Annotated in this window: 19 protein-coding genes; 11 read left to right on the forward strand and 8 right to left on the reverse strand. The window is 51.5% G+C overall.

Features of this window, described 5'->3' with window-relative positions; genetic code table 11:
* The 6 genes from GPK89_RS08500 to GPK89_RS08525 form a co-directional block, all read right to left on the reverse strand.
* Positions 1-860 (reverse strand): tyrosine-type recombinase/integrase (locus tag GPK89_RS08500; RefSeq protein WP_215692453.1); only part of this gene is annotated, 860 nt, incomplete at its 3' end.
* 163 nt (positions 861-1023) lie between these two features.
* Positions 1024-1923 (reverse strand): tyrosine-type recombinase/integrase, encoded by a 900-nt coding sequence (locus tag GPK89_RS08505; RefSeq protein WP_215692454.1) that lies wholly within the window; start codon positions 1921-1923, stop codon positions 1024-1026.
* A gap of 9 nt (positions 1924-1932) precedes the next feature.
* Entirely contained in the window at positions 1933-3285 is a 1353-nt protein-coding gene (locus GPK89_RS08510) for a relaxase/mobilization nuclease domain-containing protein (RefSeq protein ID WP_215692455.1), read from the reverse strand.
* Positions 3272-3541, reverse strand: a complete 270-nt coding sequence (locus tag GPK89_RS08515) for a plasmid mobilization protein (protein WP_215692456.1) — start codon at positions 3539-3541, stop codon at positions 3272-3274. The genes GPK89_RS08510 and GPK89_RS08515 overlap by 14 nt, the downstream gene beginning before the upstream one ends.
* Positions 3538-4713, reverse strand: a complete 1176-nt coding sequence (locus GPK89_RS08520; protein ID WP_215692457.1) for an AAA family ATPase — start codon at positions 4711-4713, stop codon at positions 3538-3540. The genes GPK89_RS08515 and GPK89_RS08520 overlap by 4 nt, the downstream gene beginning before the upstream one ends.
* A gap of 1170 nt (positions 4714-5883) precedes the next feature.
* Positions 5884-6186: a helix-turn-helix domain-containing protein gene (locus GPK89_RS08525; RefSeq protein ID WP_215692458.1), complete on the reverse strand. Its 303-nt coding sequence runs from the start codon at positions 6184-6186 to the stop codon at positions 5884-5886.
* A 151-nt stretch (positions 6187-6337) separates the two neighbouring features.
* On the opposite strand from GPK89_RS08525, the gene GPK89_RS08530 reads away from it, so the two are divergent.
* From GPK89_RS08530 to GPK89_RS08580, 11 genes are all read left to right on the forward strand, one after another.
* Positions 6338-9574, forward strand: a complete 3237-nt coding sequence (locus GPK89_RS08530; protein ID WP_215692459.1) for a helicase-related protein — start codon at positions 6338-6340, stop codon at positions 9572-9574.
* Positions 9568-10221, forward strand: a complete 654-nt coding sequence (locus GPK89_RS08535) for a DUF4391 domain-containing protein (protein ID WP_215692460.1) — start codon at positions 9568-9570, stop codon at positions 10219-10221. The genes GPK89_RS08530 and GPK89_RS08535 overlap by 7 nt, the downstream gene beginning before the upstream one ends.
* Positions 10209-12110 carry a site-specific DNA-methyltransferase gene (locus GPK89_RS08540; protein ID WP_215692461.1) on the forward strand — a complete coding sequence of 634 codons (1902 nt, stop codon included), beginning with the start codon at positions 10209-10211 and terminating at the stop codon, positions 12108-12110. Before GPK89_RS08535 ends, GPK89_RS08540 begins: the two co-directional genes overlap by 13 nt.
* The gene (locus GPK89_RS08545; protein ID WP_346344843.1) at positions 12107-15175 is read left to right on the forward strand and encodes a type III restriction-modification system endonuclease; all 3069 of its coding nucleotides are present in this window, start codon (positions 12107-12109) and stop codon (positions 15173-15175) included. Before GPK89_RS08540 ends, GPK89_RS08545 begins: the two co-directional genes overlap by 4 nt.
* An 83-nt stretch (positions 15176-15258) precedes the next feature.
* A complete protein-coding gene (locus tag GPK89_RS08550; RefSeq protein WP_215692462.1) occupies positions 15259-15435 on the forward strand; it encodes an antitoxin VbhA family protein in 177 nt (58 codons plus the stop codon).
* A 5-nt stretch (positions 15436-15440) separates the two neighbouring features.
* Positions 15441-16031 (forward strand): Fic/DOC family protein, encoded by a 591-nt coding sequence (locus GPK89_RS08555; RefSeq protein ID WP_215692463.1) that lies wholly within the window; start codon positions 15441-15443, stop codon positions 16029-16031.
* Between the two features lie 19 nt (positions 16032-16050).
* Complete coding sequence (locus tag GPK89_RS08560) at positions 16051-17280, forward strand: AlbA family DNA-binding domain-containing protein (RefSeq protein WP_215692464.1); 1230 nt, start codon at positions 16051-16053, stop codon at positions 17278-17280.
* A 615-nt stretch (positions 17281-17895) separates the two neighbouring features.
* Positions 17896-18576 (forward strand): response regulator transcription factor, encoded by a 681-nt coding sequence (locus tag GPK89_RS08565; protein WP_215692465.1) that lies wholly within the window; start codon positions 17896-17898, stop codon positions 18574-18576.
* Between the two features lie 9 nt (positions 18577-18585).
* Entirely contained in the window at positions 18586-19623 is a 1038-nt protein-coding gene (locus GPK89_RS08570) for a sensor histidine kinase (protein ID WP_215692466.1), read from the forward strand.
* Between the two features lie 101 nt (positions 19624-19724).
* A complete protein-coding gene (locus GPK89_RS08575) occupies positions 19725-20408 on the forward strand; it encodes an ABC transporter ATP-binding protein (RefSeq protein WP_005942816.1) in 684 nt (227 codons plus the stop codon).
* Positions 20405-22759 carry an ABC transporter permease gene (locus GPK89_RS08580; RefSeq protein WP_215692467.1) on the forward strand — a complete coding sequence of 785 codons (2355 nt, stop codon included), beginning with the start codon at positions 20405-20407 and terminating at the stop codon, positions 22757-22759. Before GPK89_RS08575 ends, GPK89_RS08580 begins: the two co-directional genes overlap by 4 nt.
* Positions 22760-23126: 367 nt before the next feature.
* On the opposite strand, the gene GPK89_RS08585 is transcribed toward GPK89_RS08580, so the two are convergent.
* Positions 23127-23402, reverse strand: coding sequence for a hypothetical protein (locus GPK89_RS08585; RefSeq protein ID WP_215692468.1), 276 nt, complete (start codon positions 23400-23402; stop codon positions 23127-23129).
* The coding region (locus GPK89_RS08590; protein ID WP_215692469.1) for a tyrosine-type recombinase/integrase at positions 23399-23794 on the reverse strand (396 nt) is incomplete at its 5' end. The genes GPK89_RS08590 and GPK89_RS08585, both read right to left, overlap by 4 nt.

Consider the following 23794-nt stretch of genomic DNA (forward strand, 5'->3'; position numbering starts at 1 on the left):
TGCCTATCCCACTCGCATTCTTTCCGCCACGCCTTGAGTAGCTGGCACATTTCTTTACTCAAATACACCATGCGGTCACCACTGGTCGTCTTAGGGTCTTTCGTGATGGATTCTTGGTGGCTTAACTTTACCACACCCCGCTGTATATGAATGGTACGCTTTTTCCAGTTAATGTCACTCCATTTCAGCCCACAGGCTTCTCCCCTACGTAGCCCGGTTGCCAGCACCAGCTTGAAATAGGTTTCGTACTTCATACTCTGACCTTCAAACGCTGTAATCAGTTTCTTTACGGTTTCCTCGTCAGCCACCGGGCGCTCTTTCTTTTGTCCTTTCGGTTTGTAACATCTCCATGCGGGATTGTGAGTAAGATATCCCTCGTCCACAGCCGCCGATAGGATGCCGCACAGCGTGTTGTGTAAGCCTTCGACTGACTTCTCGGATAGATTTCCTCTGCCGTCCAAACGCGGGCTGTGCCGCATTTCTTCGTAAAAATCTCGGATGACTTCCTTGCGCAAATCCGTCAGTTTGTAGTTACCCAGTGCTGGCAAGATTCTGCGAATATCCTGTTCGTCGCGTCGAAATGTGGAGTCAGCCAGCTTCTTCGGTCCAACATCAGCCGCCCAATGCTCAATGTACTTTACCAGTGTAATGCTGCGGTTGATGGGTTCAGGTGTATGTTGAACCTCGCGTTCAAATAGAATTGCCTGCTCCTTTACCCACTTCTCCGCTTGCTTGGGAGTATACTCCTTGGGTGGCTTGACCGTTTTCTGCACAGATTTTAGTCGGTTCCCTTCGTAGTCATACCCACGAGATACTACAATCAAATAGCTATTACTGCCGCGTTTTCTGATAGACGCCATTGTTTTCAACGCTCCTTAGTGTTATTTCATTGACCTGCGGTACTACAAAGCATACCGACAACTGCGACAGAAAGCTATCACCACACCCAACAATCTTTCGCCCTAAAATCTACCTATTACTGACAAAAACGGCACCGTCATCGCTGACGGTGCCGCTGTTTATTTAACCTGCCTTCTTGGCTTTTCTATTCTTATTTTTCATAAATGCAACATAGCACGGATTTTGGTTGTTCAACAAATCTTGCATCAGGTTTGCGGCCTGACGCTTCGCCACGTCCTGCGGGTGGCAGTAGGTGCGTTCCAAGAACGTCGTATCCGCATGACCCAGCAGGGATGCCGCCACCTGTTTACTGGTGCCTTCCTGTAGCAAGTACGTTGCGTAGAAATGCCGCAGGGTGTGCAGGTGATAATCTTCCGATAGCCCACACTTTTTATATAACTTGCGCAGATGCCGTGTAAAAGTATCCGGGTGCGGCACATGACCATCGGGGTCTGTAAAAATCGGCTGCTCTCTATCCGGAACGCCGCTATGCAGCACCTGCTGCTGTCGCAGCGCCATCAGAAGCTCCCATATCCCCAGCGGAATGGTTACAATCCGTTCCCGATGGCTCTTGGTGTCGCTCTCAACAATCTGCCCGGATGCGCAGCTACGGGAACGGCGGACGGTCAGTTCACAAGCACCGGTTATGTCCCTCCATTGCATTTCCTCTAGGGTCATGGGGAGCAGCTTTGCAAGCGGAATACCGCCAATCAGCGGGTAAACAATATCCAGATTGCGTTTGTACCCTGCATAGGTGGTAGCTTTGAAAAACGGTTCCTGCCGCTTAAGCCAATTTTCGGCGTACTGTTCAAAGTGGGTCTGGTCGCTTTCTTCAACGCCATACTTGAACTTTTTCTCAATGCGCTCAGCCTCTGCCATGACATATTGCTGGATGCCGCGCTTTGGCACAGATGATGGCACGGTGATAGTCTGCGCTTTCATTCGCTTCTGACCATTGACCTTATAGCCGTTGCAGACTGTGATTTTGAATTTTCGTTCGGATTTTTTCTTAATGTAAGCCATTGTGCCTCCTTATCGCTGGCGAGAAGAATCTCGGCTGCGGGTTTTATTGTTTGTATGTTGATTTCGGTTTTCTTGGTCTATGCGGTTGGATTCGCGTGTTCTTTGGATGCGTTTGATAGCACCGTCTGCGATTCTATCCTCTTTGCGGAGTTCAGCAATCTTACAGGTAAGCACTGCACGACGGTCTGCCAGTTCCTGCGGAGCATCCTTCCGGCGCATCTGCTTAACGATTTCCGCCCGCTGCGCGGCAAGGGTTTCTATCTGCCTGGATAAGACCATACGGTAATCCACGATTGCCTGCAAAGAGGGAAACTTGTGGTCGTGAACAAAAGCGTGTTCTGCAAGGATTTTCTCGGTGTCTTTCCAGATGCGCTCCAGTTCCGGGCGGTTGATGCGTGGCTGCTGCTTCTTGGGCAGGATACCCAGCTGATAACAGTAGTACAGATACAAGCGATGCATCTGAGATTTCCCGAAGAATACCTCGAAGAAAATCTGGAGAACACCTTTTCCCGCATAGGTATCCTTGGAGCGATACCGTTTCGGCGTATACTGCCGGGGCGGGTGCTTCCGTTCATACAGCCTTGGTCCGTACAACAGGTAATTTCCGCGCAGTCGGTCATCTATGGCTGCGAGATCGTATTCTTCTCCCAGCCTATAAAGCCGCACGGCTCGACCACCATCCCGTGCCCGGATCGTTGCATACTTTCGGTTGGGGTCACTGCCGAAAATATACCCTTGCCGATACAGCGCTCTGTGAAAATCCTCGGCGGTACTGGCATCCTCACAGGCTTGGTCGATGGCTTCGCGCATCCGGGCGTACCGCGCCGGTTCCTTGGCCTTGGGCTGCTCCACCACCGACAGACCGTACTCCCGGCACAGCTTGTCGGATGCTGCCCGGAACTCGGCATACTGGCTGCGGCGCTGCTCGTATTTCTTGCCGTCCACATAAGACACAGAATTGATGACAAAGTGGTTGTGCAGGTTATCCGTGTTCATGTGGGTGGCGACCAGCACCTGAAAGCGCTTGCCCCAAACTTTGCGGGCCAGCGCCACGCCGATCTCATGGCACTGCTCTGGGGTTACCTCACCCTCGCGGAAACTTTGGTAGGCGTGGAGCGCCACCACGCCGTCTGTTTTACCAAAACGTTCCTGTACGGTCCGCATATCCTCCCACGCATGGTCTGCCCTGCAATGGATACCGGTGACAAGCTGGGCACTCTCGTTCAGCTTGGTCTTGGCATCGTTCTCCGCATAGTGCAGCGTTTGGGCAAGAGCATCGTATTCGGTTTTGTCCGGGTTGGCCGCATAGTCAAGGACGCGCTGCAGGCTGTCCTTGATTGCCCAGATCTTAGTTACCGCCAATGAGCAAATCCCTCAAGCGGTCAGCACAAGTGCCGATTTCAGCACTCGTTGTAGGTGAACAGCCTTCTGCAATTTCATCAAGTCTATCCAATACATCAAATACCTCCTTGGGCGGATGCCCGCCCGGTTCATATCCCAGCGCCCGCTGGCGTAAGTATTCCGAGAGTGACAAGCCACACTTTTTAGCCAACATCGTCACCTTTTTCTTTTCGGTAACGGTGACCCGGACATTGATTCCAACCGTTCTGTTCCTCATGCGCTTGCAGCCTCACAGGGGTTCGGGGCTGTCCCCGTAGGCTTTTCGGCGGGTTGCCCTGTGGCAACACTTCGCCCATGCTTGCTTCCCTCAAGCGCTCCGAGTGACGATGGTGACGATGGTGACGTTCTTTCTGGGATACCCCACCCCGATAATTGAGTTATGTCAATATCATCGTCACCACCGTCACCATCGTCACCATAGAAGTTCAAAAGGCGAACCTTGTTTTTTCGATGGGTTTTATATCGGATGTTTTTCGGTTCAAATACTTTATCAAAATACTTGGCCATATTGTAAGTGAACTGGTTCGGCTTGGCATTTTCAATACCTGCCGCTGCAAGCAACTCGGAGGCTGTTCCCTGCCAGTTTCCGACACTTTCGATGTACTTCGCCGCTTTCCACAAGTAGTCCGGCACAGCCTTGATCTCTCGTTCCTCTGCGGTTTCTTCATCTTCCAAAGTCCAGATGCAATTTTCTTCCCGCAAATGCAGCGTTCTATCGTCCATATCGCGTCCGGTAAGCAAAATGTCAGCAGTTTGGCTCATTCGCTTGCGCTGCATAACCCAACTGGTATCTGCCACACCCATAAGACCTGTGGAGCCTGAAATCTGGTCAAATGGGTCGGATGCAGTTTGCTTGCGCAAGTGGTGAATCAGCAATATGCAGATGCCATACTTGTCGGCAATCTTTTTCAATGCCCCCGCTTCTTTATAGTCGTTTGCATACATCCCGCCGTTTCCATCGCTCACACGCACTTTTTGAAGTGTATCGATGACAATCAAGCCAACATCGCAGTATGTATGAATCAAAGATTCTACCTGTTCCTCTAAGCCCTGCCCAATACTCGGACATTCGGTTTGAAGAATCAATCGCTCCGGGGCATCGCCGCCGTCAATTAGCTGGAAAATGCGGTTTTGCAGACGGTTAAATGTATCTTCCAACGAGAAATAAACCACGGTGCGTGGCTCTATTTCTCGATTCCAGACAGGATTACCCTGCGCAATCTGCAAACATAGCCACAAGGTCAGCCAGCTTTTGCCTGCCTTGCTGGGACCTGCAAACAGCGCCAATCCGGCTGGGAGCAGACCGGGAATGATCCACTTGACCGGCGGTAACGGCGTGGAGAGCAGTTCTTCTGCGGAGATTGCCTTTGGAAGTTTTGTAAAAGTCATTTGCATCATCCTTTCTTGTTTGGCATATATCTATTATCTCATAGTATCGTAATTTTGTGTGTAGTAAGTTTTACTCTCTAGTGTTAAGTTGTACGGCTCACGCTGCCCCACGCCCCCACAAACGCGCCAAATTTTGGTTTTGTGAGAGCCCTTGCGCCCGTGTCCGATGTGTGCTATCAGCCCCACACGGGGCGCGTTTGGGCAGGATTTGGGAGTGAATCAGATTTGATTCACTTTTTCGGTTTTACTACCCCAAAGTGAATCAGTTCTGATTCACTTCGGCGGTCCTCGTGCGTATTTCGCACAATCTCTCAGAATTGGTCTAATCATAAGTTCACTACCTTTCCGTGCTGTATCGTTATTCTGTGTAACCCTCTTGAATACACTTTCCGGGGGGAGAAAAAAGAGCCCGGAGGACCTTACCGATTTGGTAAGGTCCTCCGAGCTCTTTATATATTATCTCTGTTCTATCCGGGCGTGAGGGTACACTTTCCCCGCAAATCTTGATGTAAATTCAATAAAAATCAAATAATACGCATACTAGCGTCAATCACACGGTCATGTAAATAATAAAAGAAACCGCGTACATCAAAATAAATGCTGAAGAAAAATGTCTAATTTGCCGCTTGCCCCCAGACATGGGAACATAACAGGCAAGCCGCTGACGACGACCGTACACTGACTCTGCAAGGGTCTTACTTCTTACAACCCAAGCGCGGTCACCCCATCTGAAGCTGTGGGGCATCTGGAGTATCATTATGTCCTCTCCCCGCCGTGGGTTAGGGTCTGCCTTGACCTTGCTGTGCGCCCCACCGGGAAAGTAAAGTACCTGTTATGCTGTGTATTCAGTTGTAAAGGTGCTGGTACAGAATAAATCTGTAAGTTTAATATACGCCGACAATTAGCAGTCTGTCAATGGCAAGTGCTAATTATTTACAGCGCATTCACAATTTGAGATGATAATCCACCGGTGGCGGATCGATGTAAATGATAACAACGCTTATCTTTTCCACGGCCCCCCATGTGGTGTTTCACTAAGTGCCGCGCGTAGCAAATATGGCGTCTATATCAGGTGCGGAGGCACCATACAGCACAAATTCAACCTTGAGGATATTTAACAGAATCTTATAGGAAAGCAACAGCCGTCGGTATCGTGTGATACCGGCGGCTTTAGTGTTTGCGTTTCCACAACAGATATTGTTCGTATTCTTTCAGTTCCCGGCGCTCGCTCTCGGTAAATTTTGCTTGGTGCAGGCGGCGGGTGTAATCCGGGTCGTAATCGGCAAGACCCAGCAGATAGTCCGCTGACACGCCGTACATTTTGCAGATCTGCACCAGAATCTCATTGGACGGTGCGCTGGCATTGCGCTCCCAACTGCGCACAGTATATACAGACACGCTTAATTTTTCTGCAAGTTCTGCCTGCGTTTCATCATTATCGCCACGAATTGCCGCAAGGCGTTCACCAATCATTTCTATCACCCCACTTATTATTGTACAAGATTCATGTGATGCGAAAAGAAAAGCTGTATGATTCTTGCAACGCGGCGTTATAAGTGGTATTATTCTTATTATATATAGTAAAATGTGACAAGATTCTTAGCACTTTTCAGCGAGGTGTCCCATGAAACTCATCGACAACCTGAGCGAAAAATTGGTGGATGATCTGCGCGTGACGATGCAGCGCGACAGCCGCGTTTCCATTGCGGCAGCGTGCTTTTCGGTTTATGCGTATGAGGAGCTGAAAGCCCAGCTGGAAAACATCGACGAGCTGCGCTTTCTGTTTACCTCCCCGACTTTTTTGCAGGAAAAGACCGCCAAGGCACGGCGGGAGTTCTACATTCCCCGCCGCAACCGCGAAAAAGCCCTGCACGGCAGCGAATTTGAGATACGGCTGCGCAATGATTTCAGCCAGAAAGCCATCTCCCGCGAATGTGCCGACTGGATTCGCCGCAAGGTCTGCTTCAAATCCAACCAAACCGCCGAGGGCATCCCCAATTTTATGACCATCGACAGCGCCGAACCGGTGACCTATGCTCCGGTCAACGGCTTTACCCGCGCCGACTTGGGCTGTGAGCGCGGCAACAGCCTGTTTACCATGATCAACCGCATTGATGCGCCCCAAAGCACACAATATCTGGAGCTGTTCAACACGATCTGGAACGACAAGCAGCGCCTGCAGGATGTCACCGACACCGTGCTGGAAAGCATCACCACCGCCTATCAGGAAAACAGCCCGGAGTTTCTCTACTTTTTTGCGCTGTACAATATTTTCGGGGATTTTCTCGAACACGTCAGCGAGGACGACCTGCCCAGCGACACCAACGGCTTTAAGGAAAGCATCGTCTGGAACAAGCTGTATACCTTCCAGAAGGACGCCGCCCTTGCCATCATCAGCAAGCTGGAGCAGTTCAACGGCTGCATTCTGGCAGACAGTGTTGGTCTGGGCAAGACCTTTACCGCGCTGGCGGTCATCAAGTACTACGAAAACCGTAACCTGCGCGTCCTCGTTCTCTGCCCCAAAAAGCTGTCGGACAACTGGATAACCTACAAGGCGAATTACCGCAACAACCCATTGGCAGGGGACCGCTTACGCTATGATGTGCTGTACCACACCGATTTAAGCCGCGAGCAGGGGTTTTCCGGCGAAACTGATTTGAGCAAGCTGAACTGGGCAGCCTACGACCTTGTTGTGATTGACGAAAGCCACAACTTCCGCAACGGCGGCGATGTGGACGACGACGGCAAGTCCAACCGCTACACAAAGCTGATGAACAAGGTCATCCGCCCCGGTGCACGTACCCGCGTGCTGATGCTTTCCGCCACGCCGGTCAACAACCGCTTTTATGACCTGCGCAACCAGCTGGCGCTGGCGTATGAGGGCAACAGCAGCGCGTGGAAGGACAAGCTGGACACCAACCGCAGCGTGGAGGAGATCTTCCGCTCGGCACAAAAGCAGTTTAACGCATGGAGCAAGCTCGCCCCCAGCCAGCGCACAACCGAGCAGCTGATGCGTATGCTGGACTTCGACTTTTTTGAGATTCTGGATGCCGTGACCATTGCACGCTCCCGCCAGCACATTGAAAAATATTATAACATCGAGGAAATCGGCAATTTTCCCACCCGGCTGCCGCCCGTGACCAAGCAGCCGCCGCTGACCGATTTGAACAACGCCATCACCTACGATGAAATTTACGAGCTGATTTTAAGCCTGACATTAAGCATCTACACGCCGTCCAATTATATTCTGCCCAGCCGGCTGAAAAAATACGCCGACCTGAACCATGAGGGCAAAAACAGTCTGACGCAGGCAGGGCGTGAGGAGGGTATCCGCCGCCTGATGAGCATCAATCTGCTCAAGCGGCTGGAAAGCTCGGTACATTCGTTCCGGCTGACCCTGCAGCGCATCCGGGATATGATTGCCGCCACGCTGGACACGATCCACACCTACGACCCCCACAAAATCATTGAGTTGAAGGACCTGACCGGGGCGGCGGATTTTGATGCCGACGATATGGAAAGCGACCTGTTCACGGTGGGGCGCAAGGTAAAAATCGCACTGGAGGATATGGATTATCTGACATGGCAGCGCGATTTGCAGACCGATTTTGAAACACTGCAGCTTTTGCTGGGTATGGTGGCGGACATCACGCCCGGGCATGACAGCAAGCTGCAAACGCTGCTGCAAACCCTTGCCGAAAAGCAGCGCGAGCCGCTGAACAAGGACAACCGCAAGGTGCTGATTTTTACGGCGTTTTCCGACACGGCACAGTATCTGTATGAGCAGGTCGGCGCGTATATGCTGCGCAACTTCGGGCTGCACACGGCGCTGGTGACAGGCTCGGTGGAGGGGCGCAGCACGGTACCGAAATTCAAAGCCGACCTCAACAATGTGCTGACCTGTTTTTCGCCCGTTTCCAAGGACCGCGCCGCGCTGATGCCCGACGGTCCCGACATTGACATTCTGATTGCCACTGACTGCATCAGCGAGGGTCAAAACCTGCAGGACTGCGACTGCGTCATCAACTATGACATCCACTGGAACCCCGTGCGGCTGGTGCAGCGGTTCGGGCGTATTGACCGTATCGGCAGCCGGAATGTCGTTATCCAGATGATAAACTTCTGGCCTGACGTGCAGCTGGACGCCTACATCGACCTGCGCGCCCGCGTAGAAACCCGCATGAAGGCGCTGGTGCTTTCCAGCACGGGCGACGACAACCCCTTAAGCCCCGAGGAAAAGGGCGATCTGGAATACCGGCGCGAGCAGCTGCAGCGCCTGCGCACTGAGGTCGTGGACCTTGAGGATATGCACGGCGGCGTTTCCATTACCGACTTGGGGCTGAACGAATTCCGCATGGAATTGCTGGAATACGCCAAGCATCACCCCGAGCTGGAAACCTGCCCGGGCGGCATCAGCGCAGTAGCAGCCGCCACGCCGGACGCACCGCCGGGCGTGGTGTTTGTGCTGAAAAATGTACATAACGAGGTCAATATCAATGACCGCAACCGCCTGCACCCGTATTATCTGGTCTATCTGGATGAGGATGGCGTGACCCTGCACAGCCACCTTTGCCCCAAGGATATACTGGACGCCATGCGTCAGCTTTGCCGCGGGCAAAAGCAGCCCGACAAGGCTTTGTGCCGGGCGTTCAATGCCGAAACCGACGACGGACGCAAGATGCAGAAATACTCAGACCTGCTGGAGGATGCCGTGCTTTCCATCGTGGACGCCAAGGCGGACAGCGATCTGGACAGCCTGTTCCGGGCGGGCGGCACAACCGCCCTGCTGGACAAGGTTTCCGGGCTGGACGATTTTGAACTGATCTGCTTTATCGTGGTAAGGGAGGGCGCGTTATGCTGAACCTGCCCGCCTCGGCGGCGTTTGAGCGCCGCATACCCAAGCAGAAATTTTACGCAAACCTGACCGTCACGCCGGAGCTGCGCCGTTGCTTTACCGAGCAGATCGAGAGCATCACATGGGCGGACAAATTAGCGCCGCAGACGATGAACCTTGCCGCCGGGCAGCGGGTACAGGAAATTGAAGTGTTCCGCATCCGGCTGGCGGGCGACACGCTGGACGGCAAGGTGACCGAGCTGATGGACAAGCAGATACCGTACCATATTCTGTTTGTGCTGACGCGCCCCGACGGGATGCTTCGCTTGCTGATGAACTACAAGGAAGCCGCGCCCGGAGGCGGCTTTACCCTGCGGCAGCGCTGCGCCACCGGCTGGCTTGCGCCCGACACCGTCTGCCTGCCCCTGCTGGCGGCGGATATGGACGCCCTGTACGAGGGCTTTGTGCGGTATATCGCCGGGGACAGCCTGCAAAGCGCCGCCGGGGAGGATCTGGCACAAAGCGTGCAGCGCACCGAGATGCTGAACAAATTGCAGCGGCAGATCAACCAGCTGACGGCGAAGATGCGGCGTGAGAAACAACTGCCCCGCCAGCTGGAGCTGCGGCGGCAAATCAAAAAATTACAACAGGAGATCGAGCAATGGACAAAGTAAAAATGACGACCCCTGACGGTGTGGCCGAAAATATTGAAAAGCTGGCGGCGCTGTTTCCTGCCGCCGTGACTGAGATGCGCGGCGAGGACGGCACCCTGCGCAAGGGCATTGATTTTGAAAAGCTGAAACAGTTGTTGAGCCGCGATATTGTGGAAGGCGGCGAACGGTATGAGTTCAGCTGGGTAGGCAAAAAGGCAGCGATGGCGGAAGCCGCCCGCCCCACCACCGAAACGCTGCGCCCGGTCAAAGCCGACAGCCGCAACTGGGACACCACCGAAAACCTGTACATTGAGGGCGACAATCTGGCAGCGCTGAAGATTTTGCAGGAGAGCTATCTCGGCAAAGTGAAGATGATTTACATTGACCCGCCGTATAATACGGGGAAAAACTATATTTACAGAAACGATTTTTCCCTCGATAGAGATGATTACTATGAACAAGCTGGAGAGATAAGTGAATCCGGATCAAAGCTTGTATCAAATCCAAGAACATATGGTCGATTTCATTCTGCATGGCTTACCATGTTTTATGAAAGAATTTTGCTTGCAAGAAATTTATTGAGAAAAGATGGCGTACTTGTCGTTGCCATAGATGAAAATGAACAAGCTTCTTTGGAAACTTTGCTTAAAGAAGTTTTTAGTGAGAGTGTCTACGATGTAGTAAGTGTTCCCGTTGTTCATAATCCTCGTGGCGTTCAAGGAAAGAATTTCTCCTATATCCACGAATTTGCAATTTTTGTATTTCCCAACAGTATAAAAGCTATTGCCGATAAGAAAATCCCTGAGGACAGTGTTACTTGGTCACAATTTCGGAATTGGGGTACTGAATCTGAGCGCACAGATGCAAAAAACTGCTTTTACCCGGTCGTTGTAAAAGACGATACAATTATCGGCTTCGGTTCTGTTACCCCAAACGAAATTCACCCATGTCAAACCGAAAAGCACAACGATGAATATTGGGTATACCCTATAGATAAAAATGGAATAGAGCGTAAATGGCGTTACGCCCGTCAATCTGTTGATGAAATCAGCAATATGCTCCGTGCAAAAAAAACTTCTTCCGGTTATGAAATAGAAATTGGGAAAACCTTTGGGGTCCAAAAAACCATTTGGATAGATAAAAGATATGATGCCAATGAATATGGAACAAAAATCGTTGGAGAGCTTGTTCCTGGCGGTGAATTTTCTTTTCCAAAAAGTTTATGGACTGTTTATGATGCCGTTGTAGCTGCGACATCAACGGAAAAAGAATGTACCATCCTCGACTTCTTCTCTGGCTCTGCCACCACCGCCCACGCGGTCATGCAGCTGAACGCCGAGGACAGCGGTCACCGCAAATTCATTATGGTGCAGCTGCCCGAACCCTGCGATGAAAAATCCGAAGCCTACAAAGCCGGGTATAAAAACATCTGCGAAATCGGCAAAGAGCGCATCCGCCGCGCGGGCGATAAAATCAAGACTGAGCATCCCGATGCCGACCTCGACATCGGCTTCCGCGTGTTCCGCGTCGATTCCTCCAATATGCGGGATGTCTACTATAAGCCGGAGGAATTTACCCAGACCATGCTGGGCGAAGCCGTCAGCAACATCAAGCCCGACCGCACCGACCTTGACCTGCTGTACGCCTGCCTGCTGGACTGCGGCGTGCCTATCCACCTGCCCCACACCACAACCACCGTGGACGGCTGCACGATCCATAACGTGGACAATGGCGCCCTGATGGCTTGCTTTGACGAGCATATCCCGCACAGCGTCATCCGCACTATGGCTGCCGAGGCACCGCTGCAGGTCATCTTCCGCGACAGCGCCTTTGCCGCCGATGCGGACAAAATCAATGTGACCGAGATTTTCAAGAACCTCTCCCCCGATACAAAGGTCAGGGTGATATGATGAAGCTGCAATTCAAATACCAGCCGTTTCAGGCACAGGCGGCGGATGCCGTATGCGATGTGTTTGCCGGGCAGCCCTTTTGCACCACGACCTACCGCATCGACCTTGGCGATACCGCCAACCTGCAGCAGTCCTTTGACTTGACCGAGGTGGGCTTTCGCAACCAGCCCTTTGTCCCCGCGCTGACCCGCGCGCGCCTGCTGCAAAATGTAAAAGCCGTGCAGCGCCACAACGGGCTTGAACCCTCGGACGCGCTGACCGGGCCGGGCATCAACCTTTCTATTGAGATGGAAACCGGCACCGGCAAGACCTATACCTACGTCAAAACCATGTACGAGCTGAACAAGCGCTACGGCTGGAGCAAGTTTATCGTTGTGGTGCCGTCAGTTGCCATACGCGAGGGCGTGTACAAGTCCCTGCAAACCACACAGGAGCATTTTGCCGCCGAGTACGGCAAAAAGATACGCTTTTTTACCTACACCTCGGACGATCTGCCGGAGGTTGACCGTTTTGCGTCCGACAGTGCCATCAATGTGATGATCATCAATATGCAGGCGTTCAACTCCGGCAAAAACCAGCGCATTATTGACAAAGCGTTGGATTCCTTCCGCAGCCGCCGACCGATCGACATCATTGCCAAAACCAACCCTATCCTGATTATTGACGAGCCGCAAAGCGTTGAGGGCAAGCAAACGAAGGAGAGCCTGAAAAAGTTCAACCCGCTGTTCACGCTGCGCTACTCTGCCACCCACCGCGAAGCCTATGATATGATCTACCGTCTGGATGCGATGGACGCCTACAACCAGCACCTTGTCAAGCGCATTGCCGCGCTGGGCGTTACGCTGACCGGCTCCACCGCCACCAACGGCTATGTGTATGTAGAGGGCATTGACCTGTACAAAAACAAAGCCCCCACCGCACGACTGGGGTTTGAGGTCAAGGGCGCGGCAGGCACCCGCACCGTGGTCAAAAAAGTGCATGGCGGCGACGATTTGTTTGCGCTGTCCGGCGGCTTGCAGGAATACGCCGACCGCTTTGTCATTTTGCAGGACGGTATTGACGGGCGGGATAACTCGGTCACCTTTTTGAACGGGCTGAAGCTTTACGCCGGGCAGATACACGGCAACGCCCAGATGGTGGAGCTGCAGCGCCGCGTACAGATACGCGAAACCATACGCACCCACCTGCAGCGCGAGCGCGAGCTGTACCCCCGCGGCATCAAGGTGCTGAGCCTGTTTTTTATCGACAAGGTGGACAAGTACCGCGTCTACGATACCGACAGCGATGATGGGCGCAACGGCGAATACGCCAAAATGTTTGAGGAGGAATACACCGCACTGGTAAGTGAAATGCAGCGCGAGCTGGGCGATGACGCCTATTGGGCGTACCTGAACCGTATGGACGCCCACAGCAGCCATCAGGGGTATTTTTCCATCGACAAGAAAAAGGGCAAAAAAGCCCGCTTTGTGGAGGGCAAGGTTGACCGCAAGACCCAAACCAGCGACGACACCGACGCCTACGACCTGATTATGCGCGACAAGGAACGACTGCTGAGCCTGGACGAGCCGGTGCGGTTTATCTTCTCGCACTCGGCCCTGCGCGAGGGCTGGGATAACCCGAATGTGTTCCAGATCTGCACGCTGAAAACGCAGGGCGAATCGGAAATCCGCAGCCGTCAGGAAATCGGGCGCGGTCTGCGCCTGTGCGTCAACCAGAACGGCGAGCGCATGGACGAAAGCGTATTGGGCAGCGAGGTGCAGGAGCTGAACAAGCTGACGCTGATCACCGATATGGCGTTCGGCAAATTTGCCACCGCCCTGCAGGAGGGGCTGGCAGAGTCGATGTCCACACGCCCGCGCGCCGTGGATGCCGGGTTGTTTGCGGGGCAGATCCTGACCGATACCAACGGCGCACAGGTAACCATCACGCCGACACTTGCCACGGCGATCTATGAGGACTTGGTGCAGCAGGGCTATGTACACCGCGGCGCACTGACTGATAAATACTACGCCGCCAAGGACGCCGGCACCGTACAGGTGGCAGAGGAAGTACAGGGCTGCGAGGGCGCTGTGATGCAGGTTTTGAGCAGCATCTACGACCCCCGCGCACTGCGCCCGGAGAACGCCCACGACAACAATGTGCAAGCCAAAGTGGACGAGCAGAAGCTGCATGACCGCGAATTTGCCAAGCTGTGGCAGCGCATCAACCGCAAAACCTTTTACACCGTTTCCTTTGACACGCAGGAGCTGATCGACCGTTCGGTGCGGGAGCTGGACGCCCACCTGAATATTTCTAAGGTGTATGTCAAAACCGAATACGGCGAGCAGACCGCCAGGCTGACCTCCCGCGAGCAGCTGGAGCATGGGCAGGCGTTTGTCAAAAGACACAACGATCAGGACGCTGCTGACCGCGTGGCACTGGGCAATGTGCGCTACGACCTTGTGGGCAAGCTGGTGGAGGAAACCGGCTTGACCCGCGCCACGATTGCCTCCATTTTGCAGGGCATTGCCCCGCTTGTGTTTGCCCAATATAAGCTGAACCCGGAGGACTTTATCATCAAGGCGGGAAAAATCATCAACAACCAAAAGGCGGATATGATCATTGAGCATATCACCTACAACAGGCTGGAGGAATCGTACAGCGCCGACATCTTTATGCTGGCAAACCTGCACGGCAGACAGGGCGTAAACGCCATGCCCGCTGACCGCAGCCTGTACAATTATGTGATTTACGATTCCGACAACGAGCGCCGCTTTGCCCACGAGCTGGATGTTTGCGACAAAATTGCCGTGTATGTCAAGCTGCCCGGCAGCTTTTTCATCAGCACGCCGGTAGGCAAGTACAACCCGGACTGGGCGATCGCCTTCCACGAGGGAACGGTCAAGCATATCTATTTTATTGCCGAAACCAAAGGCACGACCCTGCTTGACCGCAATGAGCTGCGCGGCGTTGAGGACCTAAAGATCCAATGCGCCAAAGCCCACTTTGCCGCCATCAGCAACGACAGCGTCGTCTACGATGTGGTGGACAGCTACGATAAGCTGATGCAGGTGGTTATGGAATAGGCGGTAAGAAGTTTTGCAAGAAAAATTGCATTTGGTTGCCTTATCGTATATAATTGATGAAAAAGCGAAAGGCGGTTTTGTATATGGCACCAATTACTCGTGAACAGGCATTGGAAAATGCTTTGGTTTCTTCGCGTATCGAGGGGTATGAAGTCACCGAACAGACCCGCGCCGACTGCCGCCGCCTGATGGACGGCAAAGTAGATGCCCGCACCTTGGCTGCCGAAATTCTGGCACGGCGCAGGGCGCAGCGAGGGTAAATGCCATGGCAAACTATGCAGTGAATTCTTTGCAGGATGGGTGCTATCCTGGCACGGCTGTTTTAACAAATCTATTGGACATTCATAATCAAACGGATTTGGACGCAGTGGAAGGTACGATCGTTCCGGCTAAGGCTGCTTTATGGGAAGAAAAACCTTTAGCAGAAAGTTTCGATTTTGCGCATTACTGTGCGATTCATCGCTTTTTGTTTGAAGATTTATACGAATGGGCGGGCAAGCCGCGCACTGTGGATATTTCAAAGAAAGGCACACAGTTTTGCCCCGCTGCGCAAATTGAAAGCACCGCGAAAGCCATCTTTGCCAGATTAAAAAAGCAGAATTTTCTTGTAGGCTTAGACAGAGCGCACTTCATTTCTGCCATAGTAGACTTTTACGAGCGAACGAATGAGCTTCACCCATTCCGAGAGGGCAACGGCAGAACCCAGCGTGTTTTTCTTTCGCAGCTTGCCCACCATGCGGGATATGTCATTGATTTTGCCTGTGTTGACCCGGATGATTTAATGATTGCCACAATTCAGGCTGCAGGCGGCGTGGATGATTTTTTGAGGATACTGTTTCAGAATATAATTTCTTGAAGGTTGGTGTGATTACATCGTGATTAACATTAACAACAAAGACTGGGACGAACTTAAATCTTTGGATATTCGCAAATTTCTTGAACGAAATGGTGAAGAAAACTTTTTCTTTGAATTTAAAGGCGACAATGAAGAACCCAGCAAATTAGTGAAAGAGATATGTGCATTCGCAAACACATATGGCGGCTATATCCTTCTTGGAATCGACGATGATAAGTCTATTAGTGGCTGCAAAAGGTGGACAGAGCAACGAATACACGCAACCATTCACGACTCGATTACACCTCCTCCTATTTTTAGTGTTCGAAGTTTCAATTTAAGTCGAAAGAAAATTTATATTATAAAAATAGAAGAAGGAACAAATCCCCCATATGTAACAAACAAAGGACAAATTTTTGAGAGGCTGGGATCTGGTTCTTTTCCTATAAAAGATTCATATCGCCTAGCTCAATTAGATGAGAAGCGTCATAATCTGGTAGAAAGAGTAAAAAGCAAGATAGAACTTCCACTTTTAAGGATTACAAACTCTTTTCCTCAAAACATTTGTGGATATATCGACTTTGGTTTTTCCTTGACTTGCTCAGATTTAAAGATTCTCAACGAAGATCATAAGAATTTGAAAAAAGCTGCGGAACTCATTCGGTCTCGCTGTGGAAACAACTTTACTATTTCACGAGTAGGAAATTCGTTTCAAATTTCACTTTGGGAAACTCTAATAACAAGCTCAGATGGAAGTCAATCATTGGCAGCAGCAGGCGTAAATACTTTTCTTGAAATCATGTTTGACGGAAGCGTCCGAGGGAGAATCATTCTTGTTAATGATTCAAATAGAGTTAATGTCAATTTGTTTCCTATTGCTAATGCGTTGACAACCTTTGAGGAAATCTATTCTACCCTAATTTGCAATAATATTGAGCGTATATTTGTCTCTGCACATAAATATCAACGCTTAACCGTTCTAAGGCAATTTGTCCCATATTACGATACATCCAATATAGGCGCGGATGATTATGGATATAAAACATATTTGCAAGATCACAAAAGAATGTACGGCGGGAACATGATTGTAACAAGTGGGCGTATTCCATATTGCGATTATTCGTTAATTGATCAACGCACATTTGATCAATACGAAGTTAAATATAACAAAGAAAATCTGCTGCAAATTCTGTTTTCTAACGCATACTTTAACATTGGATACATTGATCCTCCAAATGGAATTGACCGATTACTAGTTACTGAATCCTAAGTGTTTTTATGCACATAATCACCTTATGTGAAATATGCTACTTCATGTGCCAAAAATATAATGTCTTCCGCTGTACCCTGACCACCATTTGACCACTACTGTGCAGCGACACCACAAAACGCCAGAAAAGCCTGTTGTGATAACCAACAACGGGCTTTTTCGGTACGTTACGATAGCTGTGCAAACCCAACAAAATTCACGTTTCAACGCCGGTCTATACCGCCCTGTCGTAGTTCTCCGACCCGGAAGGCCAGAGGTTCGAATCCTCCCGGTCGCACCAAGAGCAGCACCTTGTGGGGTGCTGCTCTTTTTGTTTTGCATGGATTTTATGGAGCAGCAAAAGGGAGGATTCGAACAGCCCGTGCCCCGCGCTTTGCGTCCCGCGAGGCGAAAACGCCCCGGTGGGGCGTTTCTAGGGCGCGGCTTGGCGAATCTCTTCGTGGCGCAAAAAAGCGCATTGCAATGTACTTTACGCAGTAAAGCGGTGATAGTAGGACTTATATTTAACACACGGCAAGAAACAATTTCCGTTTCGCACATTGTAATGTTCGCAGAAAAAACTTATAATGCTTTTGAACCTGTAGGACACACAAAACGCGGAAAAGAGAGGGAATCATGAGAAAACTGTTCCTTTTGGAAGATGATCTGAGCCTGATCAGTGGGCTGACCTTTGCATTCAATAAACAGGGCTTTGCACTGGATACAGCCCGGACGCTGGCAGAAGCCGAGGTGCTGTGGTCAGACAGGAAATATGACCTGCTGGTGCTGGATGTTTCCCTGCCGGATGGCTCTGGCTTCGATTTCTGCCAGAAGGTGCGGCACACATCCAACGTGCCGATTCTGTTCCTGACTGCTTCGGATGAGGAAATGAATATCATCATGGGACTGGATATGGGCGGGGATGATTACCTGACCAAGCCGTTCAAGCTGGGTGTCCTGTTGTCGCGGGTCAATGCACTGCTTCGCCGTGCAAATGCGTCCAGCGCAGGAGAACCCGTACTGGAATCGGGCAGCATCACCGTCCGGCTGTTGCAGGGACAGGCGTACAAAAACGGAATCTTGCTGGAACTGACCGGCGCAGAGTACAAGCTGCTCTGCTTCTTTATGCAGCATCCGAATGCCGTGCTATCCAAGGAACAAATTCTGGATGCACTGTGGGACTGCGATGGGGATTACATTGACAGCAGTGCCTTAACAGTGTACATCCGGCGGCTGCGGATGAAGATTGAGGACGACCCCGGCAAACCGCAGATGCTGCTGACTGTCCGCGGCATGGGCTATAAATGGAATAGGTAAAGGTGCCGTATGAAAGTATTCGCAAACCGGGAGATCCGGATTTTGTTCCGGACAGTGCTGGCGGTCTGGGCGGTGGCATTGGCTCTCACGCAGGGCATCGTATGGCATACGACGCACGCATTCTCTTTCGCATTACTGTTGGTTTTTCTTCTGCTGGGCGGCTGCCTCTGGGGCGTGCTTTTTCGCTATTTCCAAAGGCAGAGCGCGCTTCTGGAACAGGCAGTCCAGCAAATCCAAAGCTGTCTGGATGGCAACCCGGATGCACGACTGGACTGTGACCGGGCGGGAGAACTTTACCGTCTGTTTCACTCCGTTAATGCATTGGCGGCAGTTCTGAGCGCACACGCAGACAACGAGCAGCGGGAGAAGCGTTTTTTGAAAAATACCATTGCAGATATTTCGCACCAGCTCAAAACACCGCTGGCGGCGTTGAATATCTACAACGGTCTGCTTCAGGACGAAGCTGTTTCGCCGTCGGAGGTCAAAGAGTTTGCAGACCTGTCCGAACAGGAGTTGGACCGCATCGAAACGCTGGTGCAGAATCTGCTCAAAATCACCCGGCTGGATGCCGGTTCGGTCGTCTTGGAGAAGAAAAACGAAAATGTTGCTGAAATGGTGCAGGACATTGCGCGGCAGTATAACTATCGTGCAGAACAGGAACAGAAAAAGCTTGTTCTGTCCGGCTCAGAGGCGGTTACACTTTGGTGCGACCGTGACTGGATGCAGGAAGCTGTGGACAATCTTGTAAAGAATGCCCTTGACCACACAAAGAGCGGAGATACGATTCAGGTAGAGTGGAATGCACTGCCGTCCATGGTTCAGATCAAAGTGCGCGACAACGGCAGCGGCATCCACCCGGAAGATTTGTACCATATCTTCAAACGGTTTTATCGCAGCCGCTTTTCACAGGATACACAGGGCATCGGGCTGGGTCTGCCGCTGGCAAAAGCCGTTGTGGAAGCCCATCACGGCACCATTGAAGTAGACAGCGAGCTGGGAAAGGGCACGACCTTTACTCTGAATTTTCCGATTCCTACAAAATTGTAGGCTGAGTGTAGGCTTGCAGTAAGGTTGACGTGTTATCCTTTTCTGCACAGACAGAGATAATCCGTCTGAATCGAAGGAACCTGCAAAGTGAGGGATACACTATGGAACTATTAGAAGTCAACCATCTCTGCAAGACCTACGGCAGTGGAGAAACCGCTGTCCATGCGCTGAAAGATGTTAGCTTTTCAGTGCCGAAAGGCGAATATGTCGCGGTCGTTGGCGAATCCGGCTCCGGCAAAAGCACCCTGCTCAACCTGATTGGCGGACTGGATACGCCGACTTCCGGCAAGGTGCTGATTGATGGCAAGGATGTTTTTGCCATGAAAGACCGGGAGCTGACGATCTTCCGCCGCCGCAATATCGGTTTTATCTTTCAGGCATTCAATCTCATCCCGGAACTGACCGTAGAACAGAACATCCTGTTCCCGGTGCTGCTGGACTACCAAAAGCCGGACAGGGCATATCTGGAAGAATTGCTGACCGTGCTGAATCTGAAAGACCGTCGGAAGCATCTGCCAAGCCAGCTTTCCGGTGGGCAGCAGCAACGGGTAGCCATTGGCCGCGCCCTGATGACCCGCCCTTCACTGATTTTGGCGGATGAGCCGACCGGCAATCTGGACACCCAGAACACCAGCGAGGTCATTGCCCTGCTAAAAGAAACATCCCGGAAATACGAGCAGACTATCCTGATGATCACCCACAACCGCAGCATTGCGCAGACGGCAGACCGGGTGTTGCAGGTATCGGACGGCTGCCTGACCGATTTTGGGAGGTGCCGGGAATGAGCAGCACAGAAATGAAAAGCTATCTGAGCCTGATCCCGATTTCTGCCAAGGTACGCAGACGGCAGAACCGCATGACGATTTTGTGCATCGTCCTTGCGGTGTTTCTGGTCACGGCGGTGTTCAGTATGGCAGATATGGCGATTCGGATGGAAACCTCAAACCAGCTGAACAAAAACGGAAACTGGCATATCATGGTAAAGGACATCTCCCCTGAAACAGCCGCAGAGCTTGCCGCACAGGAGGATGTTGCTGCATTTTCGGCGTATAGCGACATCAACGCTTCCCTTACGGAAAACTACTTTGCCGGAGATAAACGTGCCGCACTGGTAGGAGCAGATGATGCAATCCTTCAAATCTTTCCGGGAATGCAGTGTAGCACTGCCCCGGCGGATGGCGAAGTGCTCGTGACAGCAAACATCCGGGATTGGCTGGATGTTACGGTCGGCACAGCGATTCCGCTGACGCTCCCGGATGGACAGACCATTTCGCTTACTGTCGCAGGTTTCAATGAGGATACCTCCGATACGAACCAGTATGATGCTGTTGTGCTGGTGATGAACCGCAGTACATTTTCTCAGATTGCCGCACAGGTAGAAGAATCCTTTGAAACACAGTATTTCATCCAGTTCAAGCCACGTACCAATTTGCGGCAGTCCATTGTGAACATCGAAAACAAGTACGGAATTTCAGAAGAAAAAATCTCCGAAAATACTTACCTGATGGCGTTGAACGCAAGCAGCAACAACGATTATATTGTAGGCTTATATGCGGTAGCGGCTGTGTTGGCTGGCATGGTCGTCCTTGCCGGAATTTTTATGATCACAGGCAGCATCAACAGCAATGTAGCTCAGCGTACCAGCTATTATGGAATGCTGCGTTGTCTTGGGGCAGGAAAAAATCAGGTTCGGATGCTTGTCCGGCTGGAAGCCCTTTTCTGGTGTAAAACTGCTGTTCCAGCAGGATGTGTGCTGGGAATCGTTTCCACATGGGGATTGTGTTCCTTTCTGCGTGGATTTATCGGCGAGGAGTTCAGCTCTTTACCAGTGCTTGGCATCAGCCCGGTCGGTATTCTCTGTGGTTCCGCGCTGGGACTTATCACGGTTTGGTTCGCGGCATCTTCTCCGGCACGGCGGGCGGCAAAAGCTTCTCCGATCACAGCAGCAACTGGGAATGCGGTGGAAAATGCAGCGGATTCTCCGTGTCATGCTCGGTTGTTTGGAAGTCGTGCAGAGCTCTCTTTGGGCGTGAGCCATGCAACCTCGTCCAAAAAGAACTTGCTTCTGATGACAGGTTCCTTTGCGTTAAGCATTCTCCTGTTTTTGAGCTTTTCGGTTTTGCTTCGATGGGTTGGATTTGCGCTGAATCCGGTGCAGTCCTACGCACCGGACTTATCGGTGGCTGAAACATCCGGGCAAAATGTCCTTGACCCGGTGCTAGTGGAGCAGCTGGAAGCTCTGCCGGAAGTCAAACACGCATTCGGGCGGATGTATTGCCCGCTCCCGGCGGAATATCAGGGAAAACAGGGGTCCATCGACCTGATTTCATACGATACTATACAGTTTGGCTGGGCGAAAAAAGACCTGATTGGCGGAACCCTTCCGCAGGAGCCGGAGGATGGCACATACCCTGTGCTGACGGTATTCGACAAAAGCAACTCCCTGACCGTGGGTGATACCATTCAGCTGGAGGATGCAAAGCTCACAGTCGTGGGTGTATTGAATGACAGCCCGTTCAGTAGTACCGATTTCCCGATTGTTATCTGCACCGAAGAAACCTTCCATCAGCTGACCGGGCAAAACCGCTATGCGGTGATCGATATTCAACTAAAAGATACCACAGCAGACGCAGCCATTGCACAAATACACACCCTGCTGAGCGACACGTTAAACAAGCAGGTTGTTTTTTCCAACCGAATCGAAGGAAATCGGATGATACAAAGCACCTACTGGGCGTTCCATCTGGTGGTCTATGCGTTTCTCATCGTGATTGCAGGAATCACCATTCTGAACATCATCAACAGCATTTCCATGAGCGTGTCGGCACGAATGAAGCAGTATGGCATCCTACGTGCCATCGGGATGGATGATGCACAGCTGAAACGCATGATCTCTGCCGAAGCTGGCACCTATGCGGTGTCCGGTCTTGTGGTGGGCATTGCGCTGGGTCTTGTGCTGAATCGGAAGCTGTATATCCTGCTCATCACCCATTATTTCGGTGCAGCGTGGCAGGTGCCGTGGGGCTGTCTTGCCGTGATTGTCGTAGTCGTGCTGGCGGCGGTGGTTCTGGCAGTATATAACCCGGTCAGGCGAATCCTCATGCAGCCCATTACTGCAACCATCAGTGAATTATAAACCAGAACAACAGATGCCCACCAGCTTATGGCGAAAACCATAGGTCGGTGGGCATCTGATTTACGAAAAGAATTAAATGCTGTTCGCTGATTTTCCCATTGCAAACCGTTGTAAAATATGGTTCGGATTTGGATTGCTTTACTGCACCAAGAGCAGCACCTTATGGGGTGCTGCTCTTTTTGTTTTGCATGGATTTTATGGGGCAGTAAAAGAAGGGATTCGAACAGCCCGTGCCCCGCGCTTTGCGTCCCGCGGGGCAGAAACGCCCCGGTGGGGCGTTTCTAGGGCGCGGTTTGGCGAATCCCTTCGGGCACACAAAAAAGCGCATTGCAATGTACTTTTGCAATGCGCTTTTTTTATTCAGATTTTAGAATAATTTTAGTAGCATATCATCTGCCGCATCGGTGTACTGCCCTTTTGACAGCCGTTCATTTCTCAGTTGATTTACAGTGGTACGCATAAGGTAAATTTCTTCTGCGGAGAAACTTGCCTTTTTATCAGCTGGGAGAGAATTGATTTTCAGTATCAGTCGCCCCGGTTTTTCTGTGCTATGCCCAAGCGCTTTCTCTCGGTAGTAATAAGGTGCAAGTGCTTTCAGCAGGATACTTTTGTTTGCGCGTGTCAGCTTGATTTTTCTCGTCATAATCCAATCGCCTTTCCAAGTTTTTCTTGCGCTTTGCGCTTGTTCTTGTCGAATGCATGGGCGTAAATATCCAGCGTTGTACTTGCCTGTGCATGACCCAATAGACTAGCCACCGTTCGTACATCCACGCCCTGCGCAATCAGCAGGCTGGCATTGGTGTGGCGCAAGCTATGCACATTCAAATCCAGTGGCAGGTTGTTGGCTTTCAGAATCAGTTTAAATCTATATGTGAATGTACTGGGACACATAGGCTTTCCATTAGGTTGACGGAATAAGTAGTCATCCTCGTCCACAGTTTCGTTCGCGGTCTGCTGCCTATCCCACTCGCATTCTTTCCGCCACGCCTTGAGTAGCTGGCACATTTCTTTACTCAAATACACCATGCGGTCACC

It is taken from the genome of Gemmiger formicilis (assembly GCF_018784445.1).
Classification (GTDB): domain Bacteria; phylum Bacillota; class Clostridia; order Oscillospirales; family Ruminococcaceae; genus Gemmiger.